This is a genomic window from Streptomyces sp. NPDC045026 (genome assembly GCF_056432625.1).
This window is the reverse complement of sequence record NZ_JBWKIS010000003.1, coordinates 298,424-317,143: the sequence shown is the minus strand read 5'-3', so window position 1 is coordinate 317,143 and position 18,720 is coordinate 298,424. Positions and strand designations below refer to the sequence as shown.

The following is an 18,720-nucleotide window of genomic DNA, read 5'->3' as shown; positions in this document are numbered from 1 at the left end:
TAGGCGCGTAGGCGCGTAGGCGCGTAGGCGCGTAGGCGCGTAGGCGCGTAGGCGCGTAGGCGCGTAGGCGCGTAGGCGCGTAGGCGCGTAGGCGCGTAGGCGCATAAGCGCATAAGCGCATAAGCGCATAAGCGCATAACCGCGCATCTACGCTACGTACGGCCGTCGCCGGCCCCGCCAGGACGCCCGCCGTCCCGCTAGGACGCCCGCCTGCGCGACGTCGTCTTCTTTGCCGGTGCCGGTGACTTCTTGGCAGTGGCCTTCTTGGCCGTGGCTTTCGAGGCGCTCGCCTTCGCGCCGCTTGCCTTCGCGCCGCTCGCCTTCGACGTACTCGCCCTGGATGCGCTCGCCTTCGACGTGCTCGCCTTCTCGGTCGGCGCCGTCCGTGACGAGGCAGCCGATTTCCTGGCCGTCGTCTTCCTCGCCGTACCGCTCCCGGACGCCGCGGGCTTCGCCTTCGTCGACGTCGACTTCTTCCCGCCGACATCCTTCGGGGCCGTACGGGACTTCAGCGGGGTCACTCTCGCCTCCCGCTCCGGAGCGGCCGCGTCGCCCCGGGCCTCCTTGGCCGCCTTGACGCTGCTCTTCAGGGCCGCCATCAGGTCGATGACCTTGCCCCCGGCGCCCTCGGGGACCGCGGGCGCCTCCACCACGCCCTCGCCGGACGCCTTCGCCTCGATCATCTCCTCGACCGCGGAGCGGTAGTCGTCGTGCAGCGACTCCATGTCGACCTCGCCGAGGGTGTCCATCAGCGCGTCGGCCAGATCGAGTTCAGCCTCGCGCACGGTCACCTCGGTCTCGGGCGCCACCTCCTCCGGGGAGCGCACCTCGTCGGGCCACAGCAGGCCGTGCATCGCGATCACGTCGTCGACAACGCGCAGCATGCCGAGCCGCTCCCGCCCGCGCAGGGCGAACTTGGCGATGGCGACCTTCTTGTTCCGCTTGAGCGCCTCGCGCAGCAGGGTGTACGGCTTCGCGGCGGGGACGCCGTTCGCGGAGAGGTAGTAGGCGGCGTCCATCTGGAGGGGGTCGATCCGGTCGCCGGGGACGAAGGCCACGATCTCGATGGTCCGCGCGGTCGGGATCGGCAGGGAGGCCAGGTCCTCCTCCGTGATCGGGATGATCGCGCCGTCCGCAGCCTCGTACCCCTTGCCGATCTCCGCCGACGCGACCTCCTTCTCCTCCAGCTCGCAGAACTTGCGGTAGCGGATGCGGCCGCCGTCCTCCAGATGGATCTGCCGGAAGGAGATCGAGTGGCTCTCGGTGGCGTTGACCAGCTTGATCGGAATGCTGACCAGGCCGAACGAGATGGCGCCGTTCCAAATGGATCGCACGGTGTCCCTCTCTGCGTAGTGCCCTGCGTAGTGCCCTGCCGTGTGCCCTGCCGTAGCTGAGCCAGCTGGCCAGCCAACCGGCCGCCCCGTCGTCGCCGTCGCCGTCGCCGTCGCCGTCGCCGTCGCCGTCGCCGTCGCCGCCGCAACCCTTTGGGATATCTGATGACGATTTCCGTGGGATTCTCATCGTATGACGCCCATCACAGAGGTGGAGGGGCGGCGGCTCGCGCTCAGCAACCTCGACAAGGTGCTGTACCCGGCGACCGGGTTCACCAAGGGCGAGCTGCTGCACTACTACGCGACGGTCGCCGGGTCCCTGCTCGCGCACCTGTACAACCGGCCCGTGTCCTTCCTGCGCTACCCGGACGGGCCCGAGGGCCAGCGGTTCTTCACCAAGAACGTGCCGCCGGGCACGCCGGCGTGGGTACGGACGGCGGACGTGCCGCATTCGCGGGGCGCCCCGTCCCGCCAGGTCCTCGTACAAGATCTGGCCTCACTCATGTGGGCGGCCAATCTGGTGACGGAGTTCCATACGCCGCAGTGGCAGGCGGACGCGCCCGGACAGGCCGACCGGCTTATCCTGGACCTGGATCCGGGGGAGCCGGCGGACGTGGTGGAGTGCTGCGCGGTCGCGCTCTGGCTTCAGGAGCGGCTGCGCGCGGACGGGCTGCACTCGTACGTGAAGACCTCCGGTTCCAAGGGGCTGCACATGCTCGTGCCGCTGGAACCGACGCCGTCCGATCGGGTGAGCGCCTACGCGAAGACCCTCGCGGTGGAGGCGGAGGCCGAGCATCCGGAGCTGGTCGTCCACCGCATGACCCGCAGCCTGCGCCCCGGCAAGGTCTTCGTCGACTTCAGCCAGAACGCCGCCGCGAAGACGACGGCGACCCCGTACACGCTGCGCGCCCGCCCGGAGCCGACCGTGTCGGCGCCGGTGACGTGGGAGGAGGTCGAGGCCTGCACGGACGCGCGGGAGCTGACGTTCCTGGCCGACGACATCGCCCCACGCCTCGAACGCTACGGGGACCTGCTCGGCCCCCTGATCAACCTGAACCGCGCGGGGCATGTGCCGTGAGACGGGAGAGCCGGGGCTGTCCCGGTGACAGTGCGACGCGAAGGGCGAGCCCCTCCTCCCCCGGAAGGCCGGGCGGGCAGACGCTGACGGGATGGATCAGGACAATTCGCCGACAGTAGCCCTACGGCCGCCTGTCGATGTCATGCGCCCCCAGGCTGTGGACGAGATCCCCCGGCAATCAGGCACGGCTGCGAATCTCCAGTTCTCCCTCAAACTCGACGGATTCCGCGCCCTTGCCTTCATCCTCGAGGACGGACGGGTCTTCTTGCAGTCACGCTCAAAAAGGGACCTTTCCCCGGAGTTTCCTGAGATTGCCGCATATCTGCGCGAGAACCTGCCGGTCGGAATGGTGCTGGACGGCGAACTGTGCGCCTACCGCGACGGGCGTCTGAGCTTCACCGACCTCCTCCGGTCCCACGCCGATCGAGCGCGGTCGGGCATCCCGGTGTCCTACGTGGCGTTCGACATCCTCGCCGTCCCAGGCCGCGACGTCAGGGCACTGCCCCTGAAGAAACGCTGGGAGCTGCTCGGCGCCGCACTGCAAGACGTCGGCCCGCCCCTGCAGCGCGTACTGGCAACGCTCGACGAGGAAACCGCCCATATCTGGTTTCGCGACATAAGAGCGGCCGGCGTCGAAGGAATTGTGGCGAAGGAACTGCGCTCGACCTATCGGGCAGGAGGAACCCGGGCCTGGAGGAAGATCAGGCATGCGGACACCACGGACGGTGAACTCCTCGGCGTCTTCGGCCCGTTGGACAGACCGCAGGCACTTCTCGTACGGCTCCCCGACGACCGAAGCGTCAAGACCTCGCCCCGCTTGACCCCGACGCAGTCACGGCAGGTCGGCGAACTGGTACGCGATCGTTCGGGACAGCTGACGGACCACCCGGAACACGGTCCGGTGAGGATGCTGACAGCCCCCCTCCTCATCGAACTGCGCCAAGCGGCCGGACGCCATGAGACCGTCCGTTTCGTGCGCGTGCGGTCCGACGGATGAATGGATGAGGTGTCGTTCCGTCGCCGTAGGCTGAAATCTCGCGCGTGACGGACGGGAGGGCCGAGGTGGCCGAGAAGACGCTGACCGGGACGACGGTCGCCGAGGTGATGGCCGAGCTGGCCGGGCTCGAGGACCCGAAGGCACGCGCCGTGAACGAGAAGCACGGTGACGATCACGGCGTGAACCTCAGCAAGCTGCGTGCGCTCGCCAAGCGGCTGAAGACACAGCAGGAGCTCGCGCGCGGGCTCTGGGAGACGGGTGACTCCGCGGCAAGACTCCTCGCCCTCCTCGTCTGCCGGCCGAAGGCGTTCGAGCGCGACGAGCTGGACGTCATGGTGCGCGAGGCACGTACGCCCAAGGTGCAGGACTGGCTCGTGAACTACGTGGTGAAGAAGAACCCCCACGTCGAGGAGCTGCGTCTCGCCTGGTCGGCCGATCCGGATCCAGTGGTCGCGAGTGCCGGCTGGGCGCTGACCACCGAACGTGTGGCGAAGAAGCCCGAGGGCCTCGACCTCTCGGCGCTCCTCGACGTCATCGAGGCGCAGATGAAGGACGCGCCGGACCGCCTGCAGTGGGCGATGAACCACTGCCTGGCCCAGATCGGGATCGACCACGCCGAACACCGCACTCGCGCGATCGACATCGGCGAGCGCCTGCAGGTACTGAAGGACTACCCGACGTCCCCGGGCTGCACGTCCCCGTTCACACCTGTCTGGATCACCGAGATGGTGCGGCGCGGGCAGAGCGAGTAGAAAACTGCCCGCGCTCGCGCCAAGCGGCCCGGTCCTGCGCTCCAGGCAGAGATCCCGCAGGTGACGGACGGGGGGTACGCCGCAGGACGGAGCGGCACGCGAGGGCGGCGGTGACGCGATTACGGCACGGGATCCCGCCGTCACCGGCCTCAGACGCGCAGCCAGGTATGGCGGTCGCGGGCCATCGCGTGCAGGGCCTCGATGTCGGCCGGTTTCAGGACGCCGCCCGTGCGCGCCAGTGACTGGAGTTCGGTGTCAAGGATGATGCGCACGTCCCGTGGGGATGCCGTCACCTCTACCGTCGTGGCGCCCGCGACGGCCAGGACCGGGCGGACCTCGGCGGTCAGGGCGAAGGACGCGCGGGACGCGTCCGCGCGGACGCGGCGCAGGATCGGGTGCGGCCCCGAGCGGCCGGTCATGACCATCGGGTCGGCGACGCGGACGCGCTGCTTGCGGGCCGGGAGGGTGTGCAGCGCGTAGAGGCCGCCGGGCCCGATGAGGAGGTGGTGGATACGGGCTCCGCCGGGCAGCGGCACGGAGTGCAGCGCGCGCCAGCCCGCCCGCTCGAACGCGTCGAGCGCTCCGCCGACGGACTGCTCGGCCTCCAAGGCCCGGCGCCGCGGGTCCCCGCGCAGCCGCCGGGGCGCGCCCGGGTCGCGGTCGACGGCTATCTGGAGAGCCTCGCCCGGCCGGTTCGGCGCGAGGTCGTCGTCCGGGTGGAGGGCCAGCCTGGCGAGTTCGACGGGGGTCGGCACCGGGGGCGGACCGACCGTGACCTGGCCGGTCAGGAAGGGCCCGAGGGCGTCGAGCACGGCGTCCCGGCGGGCCTCGCTGATCAGATTGACGCGACCGGCCTCACGGTCGTACCAGGCGACGTTCCTGCCGTCGTCGCCACAGACATAGAGCCGCTCCCGACCGTGCCGCCAGGTCGGTATGACGCGCAGACCGCTCATGCACCATCACCCCATGACCATGGGAACAGCCCCGGAGCCGCAGGGCAATATGCCGTCCGGACCCCCGTGACGGCACCGTCCCCAGAGCTTCGGCCCGCTGTTACACAGCTGCCGAATTGCCGTGATGAGTGGTCTTTACGGTGATGAGGTCAGCGTTTACGCCACCTGGTGGAGCGCGCCGCACCGGGAGTAGAGCAGAGGAGACGTTCCGTGAGCACCACTCGTCGAGCAGGTCTGCTGGCCCGCGGCACCTTCGTCGCCGCCGTTCTCGGCGGCGCGCTGCTGGTCCCGACGGCCGCGTTCGCGCACACCCAGGCCGACCGGCAGGCGGCTCCTGCCCCGGCGAGCGCAGCGGAGCAGTCTCAGGGCACACCCGACTCGCACCCGCTGTTCGTGGCGGCGGGCGGCACGATGGCGGCGGCGGGCGCGGGGGGACTCGCCTTCTCGATGTACCGGCGCGGGCGCACCGACGGCTGACGGTTCGAGGTGCGCAAGGTCTCGCGGTTCAATAAAAAGGACTTCCTCACCAATAACGCCAATAAGGTGTCAGCGGGGTGAGCGACCGGCACGCGGACAGGCAGGAGTGCAGTGATTTCCAGGCGCACCTGTTCCGCGGCCGTGGCCATGACCGCAGCGGCACTGCTGCTCGCGGGGTGCGGAGACTCGGGCGGGCTGCGCAGCGCGGGGCCGACGTCCACGGCGGTGGAACCTGCCCGGCTCTGGCCCACGCTGCCGCCGGCGTCCGCCGCGGCCGATGACTACGGCTCGGGCAAGACCGAGGTCGTGAAGGGCATCACCGCCAAGGGTGACGACATTCACCGCGTGAACCCGGTCGACGTGGTCCGCGCACAGGAGGCGGCCGCCGCGGCATCGCCGAGCCCGTCCCCGGACCCGGACAAGGACAAGGTCGTGGGGCTGGACGACTGCGGCAGGAAAGGCGGCACCAAATGCCCGGTCCTGAAGGCGTACTACCGGGATCTGACGGGTGACGGCAAGGACGAACTGGTCGTGGGGATCCGCCTGCCGAAACGCCAACTGGCCGTGCGCTGCTACACGTTCGAGGATCACAAGCTGACGCAGATCATGGGGACGTCGGACGCGGTCGTGAGCGTGGAGATCGCGGGCCGGGACGTCATCCTGCGGGCGGTCGCGGACCTGCCGGGCTACGAGTACCGCACGGCGTGGTCCTGGGACCCGCACCAGCACGCGATGCTCCCCACCAGAGACGAAATCCTCCGCACGGGCTCACCCCAAACGCCACCCCCCACCCCCAAACCCCAACCTCCCACCACCAGCCCCACGACGACACCCCCCACGAAGTCCCCCACAACAACCCCATCGGCCCCCACCCGATGACCAGACAAACAAGCCACCCCACGCACACAGGCCGCCCCACGCACACAAGCCGGGCGACGCACCCAAGCCGCGGAACCCCATCCCCAACCCAGCCGCACCCGCAACGGGACAGGAGGGGACGGTCCGGTATGTCCGCCCGGAGCCGGCACCCACTTCTGACGCCTACGCAATCCAACGCCGAACCATCCAAGCGAGGACGGACATACCGGACCGTCCCCGCACCCACCCACGCACGGAAGGCGCAGAACGCGGCCCCAGAACCACGCCGCACCCAACACCCGACACGGGCCCCGGCCCCAGCAACACCAGCCGCAGCACCGCCACCACCCCAAGCCCAAGCCCAAGCCCAAGCCCCGGCCCCGGCCCCGGCCCCGGCCCCCACCAAGAGCACCCCATGACCCCCGCCCCCCACACCGCCCCCAAACCCCGCCTCCCCGCCTGGACCGCCACCCTCACCTGGAAGGCCGCGGTCTTCATCACGGTGATGTGCTGCGCACTGGCCGCACTCCTGGGCGCCCTCGTCCACGTATCGGTCACCGACCAGACCGTGGGCCAGGCCCGCGACCACGCACTGGACCGGCTCGACGAGGCCACCAAGGCGTACGAGGCAGGGGACCGGCTCGGCCCGTTCGCAGGCGTCGACCCCCCGGAGCTGCCCGACTCGCTGCGCCGGCTCGCCGAGGACGGAGAGCGCGGCACCATGGTGAGCAGCCACACAAAGGCCCCCACGATGTGGGCGGCGGGACCGGTCGACGGGGGCCGCGCCCTGGCCGTGGAGCTCGACTACTCCCAGGGCGCCCGGACGATCGACGGCCTGGACCAGGCGATCGTCGGCTCGTCCGTGCTGGCGATCGGCGCGACGCTGCTGGTGGGAGCCTTCGCGGTGACGCGCGTGACGCGGCGTCTGCACGCGACGTCGAGGGTGGCCCGGCGGATCAGCGGCGGGGATCTGGACGCGCGGGTGGACGATCCGAGGACGAGGAATCCGGCCAGGCACCAGGACGAGGTATCCGCGGTCGCCGGTGCGCTGGACAGCATGGCGTCGTCGTTGCAGCGCAAGCTGCTCAGTGAGCAACGGTTCACGGCAGACGTGGCGCACGAGCTGCGGACACCACTGACGGGCCTGCACGCGGCGGCCGAACTCCTCCCGCCGGGCCGCCCGACGGAGCTCGTACGGGACCGGGTCGCCGCGCTGCGGACCCTCACCGAGGACCTGCTGGAGATCTCGCGTCTGGACGCGCGCAGCGAGCGCGTGGACCTGGACGACAACTGGCTCGGCCCGCTGGCCGAGCGGGTGGTGCGGGGGTCCGGCACGGAGACGGAGGTGGCCGTGGTGCGGGACGTATGCGTACTGACGGACCGCCGGCGCCTGGAGCGGGTGCTCGGCAACCTCGTGGCGAACGCCCATCGGCACGGCCGCCCGCCGGTGGTCCTCACGGTGGACGGCCCGGTGATCACCGTGCGGGATCACGGGGAGGGCTACCCGGACTACCTGCTGGAGGGCGGTCCGCAGCGGTTCCGGACGGAGGGCGGCGCGAAGGGCCACGGCCTCGGCCTGACGATCGCGTTGGGCCAGACGGAGGTGCTCGGCGGAACGCTCAGGTTCACGAACGCTGGGGACGACGGCGCGATCGCCACGCTGACGTTGCCGTCGGCCGGCCGGCAACCCTGACGCGCCACCCCTCCGGCACCCCACCCGGACACACACCCAGTCAGATTAAAGCGACATAGAGGGATTTCCCGGCTAACGCTTGTTACGTTCCCGCCATGACCGGATCGACGGGATCGACGGGATCGACAGGATCGACAGGGCCCATTGGCCCGGCAGGCACAAAAGCCGCTGTCCCTCCTCCCCCTGTCCCCTCCGTCCCCATCCCCCGGCGCCGCGGCACCGAACTCGTCCTGATCATTCTGGCCGTCCTGCTCAGCGTCTACGGCTACTGCGCCGTAGGACTGGTCAAGAACGGCTCCGTACCGCCCGGCGCCGCCGGATACGGCGCCGGGCTCGGCGGACTCGCGCTCGTGGCGCACTGCGCGATCCACTTGCGCGCCCCGTGCGCGGACCCGCTCCTGCTGCCGATCGGCGTGCTGCTCAACGGCCTCGGCCTGGTCCTGATCTACCGGCTCGACCTGGAGACGCCCCACGACCAGGCGGCGCCGATCCAGCTCGTCTGGTCCACGCTCGGTGTGGCCCTGTTCATCGCGGTCGTGGTCCTCGTCCGCGACCACCGGGTGCTCCAGCGGTACGCGTATCTGTCGGCCGTCGCCGCACTGTTCCTGATGATCCTGCCGATCTTCTTCCCGGCGGTGAACGGCGCCCGCATCTGGCTCAGGATCGGCGGATTCTCCATCCAGCCCGGCGAGTTCGCCAAGGTCCTGCTCGCGATCTTCTTCGCCAGTTATCTCGCGGCGAACCGCAACGCGCTCGCGTACACGGGCAAGAAGATCTGGCGCCTTCAGCTCCCCACCATGCGGGTCTTCGCGCCGATCCTGGTCTTCTGGCTGATCAGCGTGGCCGTCCTGGTCCTGGAGCGGGACCTCGGGACGTCGCTGCTGTTCTTCGGTCTCTTCATCGTGATGCTGTACGTGGCGACGGGCCGCGGCAGCTGGATCGCGATCGGGCTCCTCCTCGCGGCGGGCGGAGCGGTCTTCGTCGGCGCGCTCGAACCGCATGTGAACAGCCGTGTCCATGACTGGCTGCACCCGTTCGCCTCGATCGACGCGGGCGAGGGGCCCGGTCAGCTCGCGCAGTCGCTGTTCGCGTTCGCGGCGGGCGGCATGCTCGGCGAGGGGCTCGGGGCGGGGCACTCGATCCTCATCGGCTTCGCCACCAAGTCGGACTTCATCCTGGCGACCGCGGGTGAGGAGCTGGGGCTCGTCGGCCTGACGGCGATCTTTCTGCTGTACGGGCTGCTCGTGGAGCGCGGTTACCGGGCGGGACTGGCGCTGCGCGACCCGTTCGGCCGGCTCCTCGCGATCGGTATCGCGTCGATCGTCGCGCTCCAGGTGTTCGTGATCGCGGGCGGGGTGATGGGCCTGATCCCGCTGACCGGCATGGCGATGCCGTTCCTCGCGCAGGGCGGCTCCTCCGTCGTCACGAACTGGATCATCGTGGCGCTGCTCGTACGGATCAGTGACTCCGCGCAGAGCCAACTCCTGCCCGACGACGCCCTGGAGGCGCATCGGTGACCCGATACATCCGCCGGGCCTCGGTCCTCTGTCTCGTGCTGCTCGTCGCCCTGCTGGTCAACTCGGCCCGCGTAATGATCTTCGAGGCGGGCTCCCTCGACGACAACCCGGCCAACCGCCGCAACACCATCGCGCGTTACGACCAGGCGCGCGGCAACATCCTCGTCGGTGGCAGGGCGGTCACCGGGTCCAGGGACACGGGCCAGCAGCTGCGCTACGAACGGACGTACCGGGACGGCCCGTTGTACGCGCCGGTGACCGGGTACGCGTCCCAGGTGTACGGCACCTCGCTGCTGGAGAACGCCGAGGACGACATCCTCTCCGGCACGGACCCGATGCTCGCCCCGCTCCCCCTGTTCAACGACCTGACGCGCGCGCAGCAGGCCGGCGGCAAGGTGGCGACCACGATCAACGCGGCGGCGCAGAAGGCCGCGTACTCCGGGCTGGCCGGGCGGCGGGGCGCGGTCGCGGCGCTCGATCCGGCGACCGGGAAGATCCTCGCGCTGGTGAGCAGCCCCTCGTACGATCCCGGGGCGATCTCGGGCACGGATTCGGCGACGATGTCGGCGTGGGGGCGCCTGAACGGCGCACGGGCTCAGCCGATGCTCAACCGGGCCATCCGGCAGACGTATCCGCCGGGTTCGACGTTCAAGATCGTAACTGCGGCGGCGGCGCTCGACTCGGGCCTCGTGACCGACGTGTACGAGCCGACCGATACGCCGAGCCCCTGGCTCCTGCCGGACACCTCGACCTTGCTGCGGAACGAGGCGAAGGGCTGCGAGGACGCGTCGCTGGCGGACGCGATCCGGGTCTCCTGCAACACGGTGATGGCGAAGCTCGGTGTCCAGGTGGGCCTGAAGGGGATGGTGTCGGCGGCCAGGAAGTTCGGCTTCGACGACGCGGGGGTGAGGATTCCGTCGGGCGTCGCACGGAGCAACTTCGACACGGACATGGACCGTTCGCAGCTGGCGCTCTCGTCCATCGGGCAGTTCAACACGAGGGCGACGCCGCTGCAGATGGCGATGGTGTCGGCCGCCGTCGTCAACGGCGGGGTCCTGATGGCGCCGCACCTGGTGGAGAGGACGACGGACGACGACGGCAACACCGTCGCGCAGACCGGTGAGAGGACGTACCGGCAGGCGATGAATCCGGCCACGGCGATGCAGCTCCAGGACATGATGCAGGACGCCGTGGAGGACGGTACGGGCACGAACGCGCAGATCCCCGATGTGATCGTGGGCGGCAAGACAGGGACGGCGCAGCACGGCGTGAACAACAAGGGCGCCCCGTACGCGTGGTTCATCTCCTGGGCGCGGTCCCCGGGGGCGGGCAGTCCGGCGGTCGCGGTCGCGGTGGTCGTCGAGGACGCGTCGGCGAACCGGATGGACATCAGCGGGGGCGGGAGCGCGGCGCCGATCGCGCGGGAGGTGATGGAGGCCGTGGTGAACTCGGTCGACCGATAGCGAGACTCGACCGACAGCAAGACTCAGCCGACAGGGGGACTCGGCCTCCGATCGAAACAGCTGAAATGTCCGCCTTCCGCACCTCATGTCATGCCTATCGTGCAGCCATGACTGACAACGGGACTGCGCATACGACGGGAATCGGGACGCGCCACGAACTCGCCCAGGTGAACATCGGCCGCCTCACGGCCCCGCTCGACTCGGAGCAGCTGAGGGACTTCGCGGAGGGACTCGATCCGGTGAACGCCGTCGCTGACGCGTCGGACGGGTTCGTGTGGCGCCTCAAGGGCGACACGGGCGACGCGACGGACGTCCGGATCTTCGGCGACGCATGGCTGCTGGTGAACATGTCGGTGTGGCGGGACACGAACGCGCTGACCGCGTTCATGTACCAGGGACAGCACCGCGAACTCCTCGCCCGCCGCCGGGAGTTCTTCGAGCGTCTCGACGAGGCGATGACCGCCCTGTGGTGGGTGCCGGCCGGGCATCGGCCCACCGTCGAGGAGGCGGAGGAACGCCTGGTCCATCTGCGGAGGTGCGGCCCGACGCCGTACGCGTTCAATCTGCGTACGGCGTTCCCGGCGGGCAACGCCGACCCCGAGCCGGAACCCGAGCTGGACCTGGACCTGGAGCCGGAGCTGGAGCTGGAGCCGGGCTCCGTCAGCCGATCGGCTTCCTGATCTCCGAGCGGATCTTCGCCGCGGTCGCGGCCGCCGCGTCGAGGTCCACGTCGGAGGGGTCCTTCAGGGCGATCTCGGGGGTGATCTCGGCGACGGTGGCGCCGGTGTTCCCGTCGGTCCAGGCGCACATCGGGATGGTCGCCTGCGCCTTGGTGAGCACCTGGCAGGTGATGGTGACGTCGGAGCCGGCCGGCTTGAAGTCCTTGGCGGGCACGGCGACTTCGGCACCGTCGCTCTTGGCGGCGCCCTGCATCATGTTCTTGCGGGCGAGGTCGGTGTTCTTGAACCGGCCGTACATGCCGGAGATCACCACACCCGAGTTCTTCTGACTGGTGTCGGTCGCGGCGTACTGGCCGACGGCCGCCTTGGTGTCGCGCGCGTCCCAGGCGCCGTCCGCCTCGTCCTCGATCTGCTTGCCCTGGGTGCTGGACAGGTCCTGGGTGAGGGTGTACTTCCCGTCGAGGACGGTCTGCGGGATGGTCAGTTTGTACTCGGCCTTCGGGAAGCTCTTGTCGACCTCCGAGCCGAGCGTGGCGATCGCGACGATCCCGATGACGACGACGCCGAGCGCACCGCCGACGATGCCGAGAATCATCCCGACCCGCCGCTTCTTGGGCGGAGGGCCCATGGGGGCACCGCCCCATCCGGGGTAGGGGGCACCACCGGGGTAGGGCTGCTGGGCGTAAGGGCCGGGCTGGCCCGGCTGGCCGTACGGGCCGGGCTGCTGCGGGCCATACGGGCCGGGCTGCTGCGGCTGGCCGTAGGGCGCGGTCGGGGGCTGCTGGCCGTACGGGTTGGGCTGGGGCGGCTGAGGCGTGGACACGTCAGCAAACTACTGCATGCGGGTGACACGCCCACAGGCCCCGGACGCCACGAGCCCCCAGGCGTCCCCCAACCCCAGCTCAGTGATCCGGCCTGATCCGGCCCGATCCAAACGAGAGGCCCTAGGCCTGCTGCCCGCCCTCCCCGATGGTCGACTCCACCTCCGCCACGCGCTCCAGCTCCTCCGCCGCGAAGCGTTCCGCGTCGAGCTTCTCGGCGATCTCCTCGTCCTGGGCCATCAGCTGGTCGAGGTTCGAGTTGCCCATCTCGAAGACGCCCATGTCGACGTACGCCTGCTGGAGGCGCTTGCCCCACAGGCCGATGTCCTTGACGCAGGGCACGATCCGGGAGAACAGCAGCTGGCGGAAGAGGGCCAGGAACTCGGACTGCTCGCTGTACTCCTCGGCCTCCGCCTGGGAGATGCCGAAGTTCTCCAGGACCTCGACGCCGCGCAGCCGGTCGCGCATCAGGTAGCAGCCCTCGATGACGAACTCCTCGCGCTCGCGCAGTTCGGCGTCGGTGAGCTGCTTGTAGTAGTCGCGCAGGGCCATCCGCCCGAAGGCCACGTGCCGGGCCTCGTCCTGCATGACGTACGCGAGGATCTGCTGGGGCAGCGGCTTGTCCGTGGTGTCGCGAATCATGCCGAACGCGGCGAGCGCCAGGCCCTCGATGAGGACCTGCATGCCGAGGTAGGGCATGTCCCAGCGGGAGTCGCGCAGGGTGTCGCCGAGGAGCGACTGGAGGTTGTCGTTGATCGGGTAGAGCATCCCGACCTTCTCGTGGAGGAAGCGGCCGAAGATCTCGGCGTGCCTGGCCTCGTCCATGGTCTGGGTCGCGGAGTAGAACTTGGCGTCCATGTCGGGGACGGACTCGACGATGCGGGCGGCGCACACCATCGCGCCCTGCTCGCCGTGCAGGAACTGGCTGAACTGCCAGGACGCGTAGTGCTTGCGCAGCTCGCCCTTGTCCCGGTCCGTCATCTTCGCCCAGTGCCGGGTGCCGTAGAGGGTGAGGGCCTCGTCGGGGGTGCCGAGCGGGTTGTGGGGGTCGACCTCAAGGCTCCAGTCGATGCGCTTGGCGCCGTCCCACTGCTTGTCCTTGCCCTTCTGGTAGAGCGCGAGGAGGCGGTCCCTGCCCTCGTCGTACTCCCAGCTGAATCTTGCCGAACCGGCCGCAGGTACTTGCCAGTTGAGCTCCTCGGGCGCCCTGGTGTACAGCTCATGCGTCGACATACAGGCAGGCTCACACGCTGTGGACACCGGGTCAACAAGTGGCGCGCAGGGGATTGACGCCCTTGCTGACAAGCAGTCTCATAAGACGTGACCGCCGGTAACTCCTGCCGCGGCGCCCGTTTCCCGTACGACGAGGTGGGACAGCCATGACGACCGTGACGGAAGCCGACGCACTCGAGGGTCTGCGCGACGCGCTCGGGCTGCTCAAGGACCGCGAGCAGGTGGCCGAGCGCCTGCTCGACTCCTCCGCCAAGCACTCCTTCGACCCGGACAAGGAGCTGGACTGGGATTCCCCCGACGTCGAGGGCCTGTGGTACTGGCCCCCGGAGCTCTGCTCGCTCTACGACACCCCCATGTGGAAGCGGATGCCGCAGGAGCAGCGCATCGAGCTCTCCAAGTACGAGGCCGCCTCCATGGCGTCCATGGGCATCTGGTTCGAGATCATCCTGATGCAGCTCCTCGTACGCCACATCTACGACAAGTCGCTGACCAGCAGCCATGTGCGCTACGCCCTCACGGAGATCGCCGACGAGTGCCGGCACTCCATGATGTTCGCCCGCATGATCAAGCGGAGCGTCGGCGAGAGCTTCACCATGCCGCGCGTGCACCACAACCTGGGGCGCGTACTCAAGACGATCTCCACGACGCCGGGGTCCTTCGCGGCCACGCTGCTCGGCGAGGAGATCATCGACTGGATGCAGCGGATGACCTTCCCGGACGAGCGCGTCCAGCCGCTGGTGCGCGGCGTCACCCGCATCCACGTCATCGAGGAGGCGCGGCACGTGCGCTACGCCCGTGAGGAGCTGCGCCGCCAGATGGTGACATGCGGCCCGACGGAGGCGGCGTACACCCGGATCGTGTGCGGCGAGGCGGCCCGCGTGATCTACACGGCGTTCCACAACCCGGCGGCCTACGAGCGGGCGGGGCTCGACCCGAAGGAGGCGCTGGCACAGGTCAAGGCCAGCGGCCACCGCCGCGAGATCATGCAGACCGGCGCCAAGCGCCTGACGGACTTCCTGGACGACATCGGGGTCATGCGGGGCGTCGGACGCAGGCTGTGGAAGTCATCCGGGCTACTCGCCTGACCGCCACGCGGCAGAGCCGCACATCGACACAGCCTGGACGACATCGGGGCCATGCGAGGCGCCGGACGCAGGCTGTGGAAGTCGTCCAGGCTGCTCGCCCAGGACGGGGCCCGGGGCCCGGCGGAGCACCTCCCCTGCAGGACCCCCGCACGAAAAGCCGGTTACGCTGCGGGACATGACCTCGGCACCCGGCACCCGCGCGTACCGACGGCTCAGCGTCGAGGAGCGTCGCAGCCAGCTCCTCGTCGCCGCGCTGTCCCTCTTCGCGCACCGGGCACCCGAGGAGGTGTCCCTCGACGACGTGGCGGAAGCGGCGGGAGTTTCACGACCGCTCGTCTACCGCTACTTCCCCGGTGGCAAGCAGCAGTTGTACGAGGCCGCGCTGCGCTCCGCGGCCGACGAGCTGGAGAAGTGCTTCGCGGAGCCGCAGGAGGGTCCGCTGAGCGGACGGCTCACGCGGGCGCTCGACCGCTACCTCGGATTCGTGGACGAGCACGACATGGGGTTCGCGGCGCTGCTCCAGGGCGGCAGCGTGGTGGAGACGTCGCGCACGACGTCGATCGTGGACGGCGTGCGCCGGGCGGCGGCCGAGCACATCCTGAGCCATCTCGCCGTGGCGGACCCGGGTCCCCGGTTGCGGATGACCGTACGGATGTGGATCACGGCCGTGGAGGCCGCCTCGCTGATCTGGCTCGACGAGGACAAGAAGCCGCCCCTGGACGAGCTGCGCGACGGGCTCGTCGACCAGTTCATGGCGGTCCTCACGGCGACGGCGGGCCGCGACCCGCAGACCGCCGAGGCGGTCCGGCACGCGCTGGCCCTGGAGACGCCGGACGGTCCCGTGGGCCGGCTGGCCCGTCTGGTGCTGCCCGTGGTGAGCGACGCGGCGCACCTCTTGTGACACTGGTGCCGTGAAGAGCGAAGAGACGCCGTTCGTGGGCGGGCCGATGGACGGGCGGGTGCTGCCCGTGCTGCTCGGGCCGACGGGGCATCCGCCGAAGGTGTACCGCATCCCGGTGCCGGGCCCCGACGGTTCCCCGGGCACGGTGATCGTCTACCGCCGGGTGCCGATGACCCCCGGCAAGATCCGGTTCACCCGCCGCTGGAAGTACGAGTACGACCCTTCGGGGCGCGACGACAGCGGCCTCAGGTGGCCCTGGTCCAAACCGCGCCCCTAGGACTCGACTTCACCGATCACCTGCGTGGAGTCCCCCTGCCGGGTGAGGTCCTTGGGCCGAACCGCCCAGCAGCAGGCGCATAGATGCCCCTTCGCGCGAATGCTCACGGTGCGGGACGGACGGGCCGCCCCGCACCGGAGGTGATGACGTGTCAGGAAGCCTTGTGCAGTGGGCTTGTGCGGCGGCGGTGGCCTCGGTGCTCGTGGCGCCGGGACCCGTGGCCGCCACACCCACACCGTCCCCCGATCCCCTGCCCGCACCGAACCGCACCTCCGTCGCCACACTCCTGACGGATCTTCAGCGCCTGTACCGGGAGGCCGAGAAGGCCACCGAGACGTACAACGCGACCGCCGAGAAGCTCAAGAAGCGCCGGAAGTCGGCCGGTGACCTGGCCCGCAGGCTGGCCACGGCCCGCACCTCGCTCCACGACAGCCGCGGCGCCGCCGGACGCCTCGCCCGCGAGCAGTACCAGGGCAGCAGCAACATCTCCCCCTACCTGCGCCTGCTCCTCGCCCGCGACCCGCAGCACGCCCTCGACCAGGGCCATGTGATCCGGCGCGTGGCCCAGGAGCGCATGGCGACCGTGGACCGGCTCGTCGGCGGCGAGAAGCGCGCCGATTACCTGGCGGCCCAGGCGCGCAAGGCGCTCGACGAGCAGACGCGGTTGTCCCAGCGGCAGAAGAAGGACCGGGACGCGGTCCGGGCCCGCCTCAAGGCCGTCGAGAAGCTGCTCGCCTCACTCGGCCCGGACCAGCTCGCCGCGCTGACCCGCCTGGAAGACGTGGGGATGGCGAAGGCCCAGAAGACGTTCATGGCGTCGGGCGCGCTCAGTTCGCGGCGGGCGCCGTCGCGGGCCGGGGACACGGCACTCGCGTACGCCGTGAAGCAGATCGGGAAGCCGTACGTGTGGGGCGCGGAAGGGCCCTCGGCGTTCGACTGCTCGGGGCTCACGTCGCAGGCGTGGGAGCACGCGGGCCAGGACATTCCCCGCACGTCGCAGGAGCAGTGGGCGAAACTGCCGCGCGTCCCGCTCGACGAGCTGCGGCCGGGGGACCTCGTCGTGTACTTCCCCGAGGCCACGCACGTGGCGATGTACCTGGGGGACGGGATGGTCGTGCAGGCGCCGCGGCCGGGGGCGAGGGTCAAGGTGTCGCCGATCGCGGCCAACCCGCTGCTCGGCGCCGTCCGCCCCGATCGGGGCGAGGCGTCGATGAAGGGCTACACCCCGCCGAAGCTGCCCGGGGGCGCGACGGGCGGCGACGACACCGGGTACGGCGCCGCGGGGGCGCCCACCGGCTGACCGGTGCGCGCCCCGCCGTGGGATCAGCCGGAGACGGAGGCCAGGTAGGCGTTCGTCTTCTCGGGCTCGTAGAAGAAGTTCTCGAAGTCGGCCGGGTTGTTGAAGCCGTTCGCGAAGCGGTCGGCGACCGGCTGGAGCTGGCCGGCGGCGCCGATGAGGTTGAGGACGTGCTCCGGCGGGACGCCCAGCATCGCGTTGGTCCACTTCACGACGTGCTGCGCGGTGTCCCAGTAGCGGTCGAAGGTGGACTGCATCCACTCCTCGTCGAACGGCTTGTCGCCGTGCTCGGTGATCGAGTCGAGGTACGAGGCGGCGCACTTGGACGCCGAGTTCGAACCCTGGCCCGTGATCGGGTCGTTGGCGACGACGACGTCGGCGACACCGAGGACCGCGCCGCCGCCGGGCAGCCGCCCGATCGGGTTGCGGACGGTCGGCGCGTAACGGCCCGCGAGGGTCGCGTTGGCGTCGGTCAGCTCGACCTTCGTGGCGCGCGCGTACTCCCAGGGCGTGAACTTCTCCATCAGCTCCAGGGTGAGGGCCAGGTGCTCCGAGGGGTCCTTGACGTCCTTGAAGGCGTCCAGCGGACCGCCGGGGATGCCCTCCCAGAACAGGATGTCCGCGCGGCCCGAGGTGGTGAGGGTCGGCATGACGAACAGCTCGCCGACGCCGGGCACGAGGTTGCAGCGCACCGCGTCGAAGTCCGGGTGCTCGGGGCGGGGGCCCATGCCGTGCACGTACGCGACGGCCAGGGCGCGCTGCGGCTCGGCGTACGGGGAGCGCGAGGCGTCGCGGCCGAACATCGAGACCAGCTCGCCCTTGCCGGCGGAGACGAGCACCAGGTCGTAGGTGCGGGCGAAGTAGTCGAGGTCGGAGACCGCGGCGCCGTGGATGACGAGCTGGCCGCCGCGCTGCGCGAACGTCTCCATCCAGCCGGCCATCTTCACGCGCTGGTCGACGGACTGCGCGTAGCCGTCGAGCTTGCCCACCCAGTCGATGGCGCGCTGCGAGGGGCCCGGGTCGAAGGAGCCGGGGGCGGCGACGGAGACGCCGAGGCCCTCGATCTTCGGGGCCTGGGACTCCCAGAAGTTCACCTGGAGGTCGCGCTCGTGCTGGAGCGCCGTGTCGAACATGCACTGCGTGGACATGACCCGGCCGGACCGGATCTCGTCCGCGGTGCGGTTGGACATCAGGGTGACCTCGTACCCGTTCGACTGGAGGCCGAGGGCGAGCTGGAGACCGGACTGGCCGGCTCCGACGACGAGTATCTTCCGCATGCGGGTGCCTCTTCTACTGCTGAGGGGTGG

General features: G+C 70.2%; 18 protein-coding genes. 13 read left to right on the top strand and 5 right to left on the bottom strand.

From position 1 onward, the window contains the following. Positions 1-197: 197 nt before the first annotated feature. Complete coding sequence (ku, locus tag AC07EJ_RS08835) at positions 198-1,334, bottom strand: non-homologous end joining protein Ku (RefSeq protein WP_389478165.1); 1,137 nt, start codon at positions 1,332-1,334, stop codon at positions 198-200. 190 nt (positions 1,335-1,524) lie between these two features. On the opposite strand from ku, the gene ligD reads away from it, so the two are divergent. The 3 genes from ligD (at position 1,525) to AC07EJ_RS08820 (ending at position 4,158) form a co-directional block, all read left to right on the top strand. Then, a complete protein-coding gene (gene ligD / locus AC07EJ_RS08830; protein WP_389478164.1) occupies positions 1,525-2,409 on the top strand; it encodes a non-homologous end-joining DNA ligase in 885 nt (294 codons plus the stop codon). Positions 2,410-2,500: 91 nt separating this feature from the next. Further along, positions 2,501-3,406: an ATP-dependent DNA ligase gene (locus AC07EJ_RS08825; RefSeq protein ID WP_389478162.1), complete on the top strand. Its 906-nt coding sequence runs from the start codon at positions 2,501-2,503 to the stop codon at positions 3,404-3,406. Between the two features lie 107 nt (positions 3,407-3,513). Then, on the top strand, positions 3,514-4,158 hold the full coding sequence (locus tag AC07EJ_RS08820) for a DNA alkylation repair protein (protein WP_478884052.1): 645 nt from the start codon (positions 3,514-3,516) through the stop codon (positions 4,156-4,158). Positions 4,159-4,307: 149 nt separating this feature from the next. On the opposite strand, the gene AC07EJ_RS08815 is transcribed toward AC07EJ_RS08820, so the two are convergent. Then, a complete protein-coding gene (locus tag AC07EJ_RS08815) occupies positions 4,308-5,111 on the bottom strand; it encodes a nuclease-related domain-containing protein (RefSeq protein ID WP_478883986.1) in 804 nt (267 codons plus the stop codon). Positions 5,112-5,321: 210 nt separating this feature from the next. Here AC07EJ_RS08815 and AC07EJ_RS08810 point away from each other — a divergent pair, with 210 nt between their 5' ends. The 6 genes from AC07EJ_RS08810 (at position 5,322) to AC07EJ_RS08785 (ending at position 11,799) form a co-directional block, all read left to right on the top strand. Beyond that, entirely contained in the window at positions 5,322-5,588 is a 267-nt protein-coding gene (locus tag AC07EJ_RS08810) for a hypothetical protein (protein ID WP_393582450.1), read from the top strand. Positions 5,589-5,699: 111 nt separating this feature from the next. After that, positions 5,700-6,467 (top strand): hypothetical protein, encoded by a 768-nt coding sequence (locus tag AC07EJ_RS08805; RefSeq protein ID WP_478883985.1) that lies wholly within the window; start codon positions 5,700-5,702, stop codon positions 6,465-6,467. Positions 6,468-6,861: 394 nt separating this feature from the next. Beyond that, entirely contained in the window at positions 6,862-8,139 is a 1,278-nt protein-coding gene (locus tag AC07EJ_RS08800; RefSeq protein ID WP_389478154.1) for an ATP-binding protein, read from the top strand. A 95-nt stretch (positions 8,140-8,234) separates the two neighbouring features. Continuing rightward, positions 8,235-9,656, top strand: a complete 1,422-nt coding sequence (locus AC07EJ_RS08795) for an FtsW/RodA/SpoVE family cell cycle protein (protein ID WP_389478153.1) — start codon at positions 8,235-8,237, stop codon at positions 9,654-9,656. Then, on the top strand, positions 9,653-11,119 hold the full coding sequence (locus AC07EJ_RS08790; protein ID WP_389478151.1) for a peptidoglycan D,D-transpeptidase FtsI family protein: 1,467 nt from the start codon (positions 9,653-9,655) through the stop codon (positions 11,117-11,119). The genes AC07EJ_RS08795 and AC07EJ_RS08790 overlap by 4 nt, the downstream gene beginning before the upstream one ends. 107 nt (positions 11,120-11,226) lie before the next feature. Further along, complete coding sequence (locus AC07EJ_RS08785; RefSeq protein WP_389478150.1) at positions 11,227-11,799, top strand: DUF3291 domain-containing protein; 573 nt, start codon at positions 11,227-11,229, stop codon at positions 11,797-11,799. Here AC07EJ_RS08785 and AC07EJ_RS08780 read toward each other — a convergent pair. Beyond that, positions 11,780-12,622 carry a hypothetical protein gene (locus AC07EJ_RS08780; protein WP_389478148.1) on the bottom strand — a complete coding sequence of 281 codons (843 nt, stop codon included), beginning with the start codon at positions 12,620-12,622 and terminating at the stop codon, positions 11,780-11,782. The genes AC07EJ_RS08785 and AC07EJ_RS08780 overlap by 20 nt on opposite strands. 121 nt (positions 12,623-12,743) lie before the next feature. Continuing rightward, on the bottom strand, positions 12,744-13,853 hold the full coding sequence (locus AC07EJ_RS08775) for a ferritin-like domain-containing protein (RefSeq protein ID WP_389478147.1): 1,110 nt from the start codon (positions 13,851-13,853) through the stop codon (positions 12,744-12,746). Between the two features lie 146 nt (positions 13,854-13,999). Here AC07EJ_RS08775 and AC07EJ_RS08770 point away from each other — a divergent pair, with 146 nt between their 5' ends. The 4 genes from AC07EJ_RS08770 (at position 14,000) to AC07EJ_RS08755 (ending at position 17,416) form a co-directional block, all read left to right on the top strand. Then, positions 14,000-14,938 (top strand): AurF N-oxygenase family protein, encoded by a 939-nt coding sequence (locus AC07EJ_RS08770; RefSeq protein ID WP_389478145.1) that lies wholly within the window; start codon positions 14,000-14,002, stop codon positions 14,936-14,938. Between the two features lie 175 nt (positions 14,939-15,113). Further along, a complete protein-coding gene (locus tag AC07EJ_RS08765) occupies positions 15,114-15,839 on the top strand; it encodes a TetR/AcrR family transcriptional regulator (RefSeq protein WP_389478144.1) in 726 nt (241 codons plus the stop codon). 10 nt (positions 15,840-15,849) lie between these two features. Then, positions 15,850-16,116 carry a hypothetical protein gene (locus AC07EJ_RS08760; protein WP_383883265.1) on the top strand — a complete coding sequence of 89 codons (267 nt, stop codon included), beginning with the start codon at positions 15,850-15,852 and terminating at the stop codon, positions 16,114-16,116. Positions 16,117-16,264: 148 nt separating this feature from the next. Then, positions 16,265-17,416, top strand: a complete 1,152-nt coding sequence (locus tag AC07EJ_RS08755; protein ID WP_389478143.1) for a C40 family peptidase — start codon at positions 16,265-16,267, stop codon at positions 17,414-17,416. 23 nt (positions 17,417-17,439) lie between these two features. On the opposite strand, the gene AC07EJ_RS08750 is transcribed toward AC07EJ_RS08755, so the two are convergent. Continuing rightward, positions 17,440-18,690 (bottom strand): styrene monooxygenase/indole monooxygenase family protein, encoded by a 1,251-nt coding sequence (locus AC07EJ_RS08750; RefSeq protein ID WP_383883269.1) that lies wholly within the window; start codon positions 18,688-18,690, stop codon positions 17,440-17,442. Positions 18,691-18,720 lie beyond the last annotated feature (30 nt).

Excerpts from the sequence above, each read along its gene's own strand:
- AC07EJ_RS08825 (WP_389478162.1), top strand. The coding sequence starts at position 2,501 with ATGGATCAGGACAATTCGCCGACAGTAGCCCTACGGCCGCCTGTCGAT.
- ligD (WP_389478164.1), top strand. The coding sequence starts at position 1,525 with ATGACGCCCATCACAGAGGTGGAGGGGCGGCGGCTCGCGCTCAGCAAC.
- AC07EJ_RS08815 (WP_478883986.1), bottom strand. The coding sequence starts at position 5,111 with ATGAGCGGTCTGCGCGTCATACCGACCTGGCGGCACGGTCGGGAGCGG.
- AC07EJ_RS08795 (WP_389478153.1), top strand. The coding sequence starts at position 8,235 with ATGACCGGATCGACGGGATCGACGGGATCGACAGGATCGACAGGGCCC.
- AC07EJ_RS08770 (WP_389478145.1), top strand. The coding sequence starts at position 14,000 with ATGACGACCGTGACGGAAGCCGACGCACTCGAGGGTCTGCGCGACGCG.
- AC07EJ_RS08820 (WP_478884052.1), top strand. The coding sequence starts at position 3,514 with ATGGCCGAGCTGGCCGGGCTCGAGGACCCGAAGGCACGCGCCGTGAAC.
- AC07EJ_RS08800 (WP_389478154.1), top strand. The coding sequence starts at position 6,862 with ATGACCCCCGCCCCCCACACCGCCCCCAAACCCCGCCTCCCCGCCTGG.
- AC07EJ_RS08750 (WP_383883269.1), bottom strand. The coding sequence starts at position 18,690 with ATGCGGAAGATACTCGTCGTCGGAGCCGGCCAGTCCGGTCTCCAGCTC.
- AC07EJ_RS08775 (WP_389478147.1), bottom strand. The coding sequence starts at position 13,853 with ATGTCGACGCATGAGCTGTACACCAGGGCGCCCGAGGAGCTCAACTGG.
- AC07EJ_RS08785 (WP_389478150.1), top strand. The coding sequence starts at position 11,227 with ATGACTGACAACGGGACTGCGCATACGACGGGAATCGGGACGCGCCAC.
- AC07EJ_RS08765 (WP_389478144.1), top strand. The coding sequence starts at position 15,114 with ATGACCTCGGCACCCGGCACCCGCGCGTACCGACGGCTCAGCGTCGAG.